Annotated in this window: 6 protein-coding genes; 2 read left to right on the forward strand and 4 right to left on the reverse strand. The window is 69.6% G+C overall.

The window, feature by feature from the left end; genetic code table 11:
- Nucleotides 1–54: 54 nt before the first annotated feature.
- The 3 genes from ACH9D2_RS10325 to ACH9D2_RS10335 all read right to left on the reverse strand — a co-directional run bounded on the left by ACH9D2_RS10325 (nt 55) and on the right by ACH9D2_RS10335 (nt 2,021).
- Nucleotides 55–315 (reverse strand): hypothetical protein, encoded by a 261-nt coding sequence (locus tag ACH9D2_RS10325; protein WP_396362746.1) that lies wholly within the window; start codon nt 313–315, stop codon nt 55–57.
- Between the two features lie 77 nt (nt 316–392).
- Nucleotides 393–1,166: an SDR family oxidoreductase gene (locus ACH9D2_RS10330; protein ID WP_396362748.1), complete on the reverse strand. Its 774-nt coding sequence runs from the start codon at nt 1,164–1,166 to the stop codon at nt 393–395.
- Between the two features lie 30 nt (nt 1,167–1,196).
- Entirely contained in the window at nt 1,197–2,021 is an 825-nt protein-coding gene (locus ACH9D2_RS10335) for a TIM barrel protein (RefSeq protein ID WP_396362749.1), read from the reverse strand.
- Between the two features lie 254 nt (nt 2,022–2,275).
- On the opposite strand from ACH9D2_RS10335, the gene ACH9D2_RS10340 reads away from it, so the two are divergent.
- A complete protein-coding gene (locus ACH9D2_RS10340) occupies nt 2,276–3,022 on the forward strand; it encodes a prolyl oligopeptidase family serine peptidase (protein ID WP_396362750.1) in 747 nt (248 codons plus the stop codon).
- Between the two features lie 239 nt (nt 3,023–3,261).
- Here ACH9D2_RS10340 and ACH9D2_RS10345 read toward each other — a convergent pair whose 3' ends face one another.
- Entirely contained in the window at nt 3,262–4,107 is an 846-nt protein-coding gene (locus ACH9D2_RS10345; RefSeq protein ID WP_396362751.1) for a pyruvate, phosphate dikinase/phosphoenolpyruvate synthase regulator, read from the reverse strand.
- 156 nt (nt 4,108–4,263) lie between these two features.
- On the opposite strand from ACH9D2_RS10345, the gene ACH9D2_RS10350 reads away from it, so the two are divergent.
- On the forward strand, nt 4,264–5,227 hold a 964-nt coding region (locus ACH9D2_RS10350; RefSeq protein WP_396362091.1), incomplete at its 3' end, for an IS481 family transposase.

Raw genomic sequence — 5,227 nt, forward strand, 5'->3', positions numbered from 1 at the left:
CCGTCCGGCCCTCACCGCTGTGCTCACCGCCCGAGCGGGCTGAGCCGGCGCCGCTCAGGCGCTGCGCGCGGGATGCGGCATCCTCCAGAGGGCGTGCTCGCAGGCGTGGACCAGGGTCCGGTCGCGCAACGGGCCGTCCAGGATCCACAGCACTCCCAGCCGCGGGCTGACCACGTCCACCACGCCCCGCTGGTGCACCGTGTCCCAGTGCCGGATCTCCACGACGTCACCGGCCCGGAGATCGGACAGGTCGTGGATCCGGACCCCCGTCGATCCGTGGCCGGCAGGCGGACCAAAGGTGAGAGAACGGTGCATGGTGTCTCCTGGAGTGGTGATGCCGCCGCCTCCCCGCAGGTGCGGGGAGGCGGCGGGAACGAAGCGGGTGAACCGCTTTAGTGCATGTGGCTTCCGCCGTTGATGTCGAGGGTCACTCCGGTCAGGTAGGCGGAGTCCTCGGCGGCGAGGAAGGTGATGGACGCGGCGATCTCCTCGGTGGTGGCCGTGCGCCCGACCGGGATGCCGGCCGCGATGGCGGCCTCCTGCTCGTCGGTGCTGCCGACGCGGATGTTGGTGTCGACCGCCCCGGGGGTCACCGCGTTGACCGTGACGCCGGTCGGGCCCAGCTCGCGGGCCAGCGCCTTGGTGAAGCCGAGGATCGCGGCCTTGGCCGCGGAGTAGGGGACCTTGCCGAAGACCCCGCCGCCGCGCTGGGCGGAGACGGAGGACATGTTCACGATCCGACCCCAGCCGGCCTCGATCATCTCGGGCAGGAACGCCTTGGTGACCAGGTAGGTGCCGGTGGCGTTGACGTCCATGACCTTGTGCCACAGCTCGAGGGTGGTCTCCAGGAACGGGACCGGGGAGGTGATCCCGGCGATGTTGACCACCGCCCCCACCGGCGGCAGATAGCCGGCGGCGACTTCGGCGGCCACCGCGTCTCGGGCAACGGTCACCGAGGCCTCGTCCGCGACGTCGATCGCGTGCCCGAAGGCCGGCACGCCGCACTCCTGTCCGATGTCCTGGGCGACCTGGGCGGATTTCTCGGCGTCGAGGTCCAGGATCACCACGCCCCATCCTTCACGGGCGAAGCGGCGGGCGGTGGTGACTCCGATGCCCTTCTCGGAGGTGGCTCCGGTGATGACGGCGGTGCGCTGGGTGGTCGACATGGTGCTCCTAGGGGTGATGGTGGATGGGTTCTACAGCAGGGACGTGATGTACTCGGCGGCCGCGCGGGTGGCCGCCGGGCGCTGGTCGTTGGTGACGTCGCGGGTCTCGAGCTCGAGCGAGAAGTGGCCGGTGTACCCGGCGCGCTCGAGAGCGTCCAGGCCGGCGGCGAAGTCGGCCTCGCCATTGCCGATGCTCAGGTTGATGTTTCCCGCGGTGGCGTCGCGCAGGTGCACGTGGGTGATCCGGTCGGCGAAGGTCTCCACGAAGCGCACGGGATCCCCGCCGGAGGCGACGATGTGGCTGAAGTCCATGACCACGCCCACGCCGTTGCCCTCCAGCTCGTCCGTCAGCTGCTGGGCACGCTCGGTGTTCCAGCACAGCCGGAAGAAGTGCAACGACTCGCACCACAGCTCCACACCGGCGGCGGCCGCCCGCCGGGACGCGCGGGCCAGTTCCTCGGCCACCGCCCGGATGTCCTCCTCGAGGGACCGGACCGGCTCGTGCTCGAGCGCCCCGCAGGGCAGGACCAGGGCATCGGCGCCGACAGCGGCCGTGAGCTCCAGGAGCATCTCCAGGTGCTCGCCGCGCTCTGCGCGCTGGCGCTCGTCCAGCACAGCGTTGAGGTCCCCGACGTCCCCGTTGACCGAGCGCACGCGCAAGCCAGAAGCTTGAACCTCGGCGGCCACCCGGTTCACCGCGGTGCCGTCGAGCACGTAGGGAACGTGGTCACAGACCCCGGGCAGGGCCCCCAGATCGATCTCCTCGAAGCCGAGCCCGCCGATGGTGCCCAGCGCCTCGGGCAGCGATTGGTGCCGGAAACTGATGGATGAACAGCCCAGTCGGGAAGAGAACATGCGATGCGGATCCTTGCCTGAAGCCGTGCAGACGTTGTGCCACAGATCACGTTACAGCCGCCGACTGTTGACAGTCAACATAAAAGGAGGAGATGGATGGTCATCACCTCGAGCGAAAAGACCACAGTCAGTGGGATCTGGAAGGCGGGAACCATGGACGGACGGCTTCCGGCGCCCTCCAGCGCCTGACGAACAACTCCCGTTCCTGCAAGGTCAGCGCCAGCAAGGAGAACCGTTCCTGGGATGCTGGAGTCATGAACTCACAGCCCTCCTTCGTGGCCCCCGCGTCCCCGCCCGTCCGAGGCCCCGTGCCGGAGGGTGGGGAGCCCAGCAGGCACGTCATCGTGCTCCCCGGAGGGGGGTACGCCGGTCATGCGGACAACGAGGCGGAGCCCATTGCCGAGTGGCTGGGGCAGCTCGGCCTCTCAGCAACCGTGTTCCGCTACCCGGTGCACGCTGAGCACCCTGCCCCACTGGAAGCAGTACGGGCGGAGATTCGCCGGCTCAGGGCGGCTGGTGTCGAGCGGGTCGCCTTGTTGGGATCGTCGGCGGGTGGCCACCTGGCCGGCCATGCCGCTCTGAGCGCCTCACCTTCGGACCCTGAACGGGTCGACGCGGTGGTCCTGTGCTACCCGGTGGTGTCCATGGAGCTCGACACCGACAAGGGCAGCCAGCAGGAGCTCCTGGGCACCGCTCCCAGCGCCGAGGCACGGGCCGCGACCTCCCTGGACCGCCTGGTGACGGCGGCGGCGCCACCCTTTTTCATCTGGCACACTGCCGACGACCCCTCGGTGCCGGTGCGGCACTCGTACCTCCTGGGCCAGGCGCTGGCACGCCAGGGAGTGCCCCACGCCCTGCACGTCTTCCCCGCCGGAGCCCACGGTCTCGGGCTGGCCGAGGACGCGGGGGAGCCTGAAGCCTGGCCGGCACTGTGTGCAGCATGGCTGTCCGTCTCGGGATGGCTCGAAGCGCCCGGGACGCACCGCGCAGCGGGCACATGATCGAACTGCACCCCTGCCCTGATCCGCGGCACACCTCGATGACACCCCTCTGGTGATGAGCGCGGGTATCTATCCTCGGACACCACCACATCAGCTGCCCCCCAGATGGTCGGTCCTCTATGCGAGGAAATCACCTCGGCGCAGGAGCGGCCGCGGAGACGCTCCCATCTCCCGCGTCAGCGTCGGAGTCTTCGGTCTCGTCCGCCGGCGCACGAACCCGGGCAGCACGTGGTACGCGGTCACCGATGACGCCCGGCCGGATCGTGGTCGGCCTCGTCGAGCTCCATGCGTTCGAGGATCGTGGCCGAGATCTCTTCGACGGACATGGAGGCGGAGTTGACGTGGGGGATGCCGTTCAGCGCGTACATCTCCTCGGCATTGCGCAGTTCCCAGGAGCACTGGGCGAGAGAGGAGTAGACGGTCGACGGCCGCCGCTCCTGACGGACCTGGCTGAGCATGAGGGGCTGCGAGGTGAGTCCGAAGCACTTCCTCAGGTGGGGTGCCACGGGGGTCGGCAGGGCCCGCCGCTCGAAGTCCTGGTCCACCAGCGGGAAGTTGGCGACGCGGATCCCGTGCTGCAGGGCCAGGTACATGGTGGTGGGGGTCTTGCCGCAGCGCGAAGGGGCGATGAGGATCAGGTCGGCACGCTCGAGGGCCCGGATGGACTGACCGTCGTCGTGCTCCATGGCGTACTCGACCGCCGCCATCCGGGACTGGTAGCGCAGGGCGTCCCCGAGCCCGTGGGCTCTTCCGGGCTGGAGGTTCGCCGTGGCGTGCAGCGCGGATTCGAGCTGTGGGAGGTGGGTGCCGAAGAGGTCCACGAAGAAGCCCTGGCTGCCGGCGAGGATGTCGCGGATGTCCGGGTCGACGACGGTGGAGAACACGACCGGCATCCGTCCGGTGGCCGCGACGGCGTCGATGCGGGCCGCGACCTGGCGTGCCCGCTCCACGGTGACGATGAAGGGCACGGTGTGGCGCTCGAAGCGCTGTTCCGGGAACTGCGTGATCAAGGTGTTGCCCAGCGTCTCGGCGGTGATCCCCGTGCCGTCCGACAGGAAGAACGCCACCGGGCAGGTGTCGGTCACTGGTGCATGTGCCTCTCTTCTCGGTGCCCGCGGTGCCCGTGCCGGCGCGCCTAGCTGTACCCAGCCAGGACGTTGGTAGCAGGGGGTGTTGACGTGAGGAGAGCCTCCGGGTGGGGTGTGGCTTGTCTAAGGCCCACATCCACCACGGAGGCTCCCGTGTCCCACCGTAACGCCCGCACCACCGTCCACGGCAGGCTGCTCATCGTCTCCCGGCATCGGTCCGGGATGCCCAAGTCCCACATTGCCAAGGCCATGGGGATCTCGCGCAAGTGCGTGGCCCACTGGATCGCCCGCGACGACACCGAGGGCGAGGCCGGCCTGCACGACCGGTCCTCGCGCCCGCACACCACCCCGACCCGCACCTGCACGAGCACGGAGCAACGGGTCCTGGCGCTGCGCGCCAGGACCCGGCAGGGCCAGGACTGGATCGGGGGCGAGCTGGGCATCCCGGCACGCACGGTGGGCCGGATCCTGGCCCGCCACCAGGTCCCGTACCTGCGGGATCTGGACCCGCTGACCGGGGAAGTCCTCCGGTCCTCGAAGACGACCGCGGTGCGCCACGAACGCGAGCATCCGGGCGAGCTGGTGCACATGGACGTGAAGAAGCTCGGGCGGATCCCTGATGGTGGCGGGTGGCGGGCCCTGGGCCGTGCGAACGCGGTCAGAGATCGCCGCCACGGGCCCGGCTTCGACTACGTGCACACGGTGGTCGATGACCACTCGAGGCTGGCGTACTCCGAGATCCACGCCGATGAGAAGGGCACCACCTGCGCGGGGTTCCTGACCCGGGCGGCCGCCTACTTCGCCGCCCACGGGATCCCGAGGATCGAGCGGATGATGACGGACAACGCCTTCGCCTACCGCCACTCCACGGCCGTGCGGGCGGTCGTCGCCGCGCTGGGGGCCAAGCAGGTGTTCATCCGCCCGCACTGCCCGTGGCAGAACGGCAAGGTCGAGCGCCTCAACCGCACCCTGGCCACCGAGTGGGCTTACCGGCAGGTCTTCACGAGCAACGACGAACGCACCGCGGCCCTTGCCCCCTGGATCGAGTACTACAACACTGAAAGACGCCACAGCGCACTCGGCGGACTCCCGCCGCTCAGCCGCCTGCGACCAACCT

It is taken from the genome of Kocuria rhizosphaericola, assembly GCF_044462205.1.
GTDB classification, from domain to species: domain Bacteria; phylum Actinomycetota; class Actinomycetes; order Actinomycetales; family Micrococcaceae; genus Kocuria; species Kocuria rhizosphaericola.

Coding starts and splice junctions, on each gene's coding strand:
- ACH9D2_RS10325 (WP_396362746.1), bottom strand. CDS start 315: ATGCACCGTTCTCTCACCTTTGGTCCGCCTGCCGGCCACGGATCGACG.
- ACH9D2_RS10330 (WP_396362748.1), bottom strand. CDS start 1,166: ATGTCGACCACCCAGCGCACCGCCGTCATCACCGGAGCCACCTCCGAG.
- ACH9D2_RS10335 (WP_396362749.1), bottom strand. CDS start 2,021: ATGTTCTCTTCCCGACTGGGCTGTTCATCCATCAGTTTCCGGCACCAA.
- ACH9D2_RS10340 (WP_396362750.1), top strand. CDS start 2,276: ATGAACTCACAGCCCTCCTTCGTGGCCCCCGCGTCCCCGCCCGTCCGA.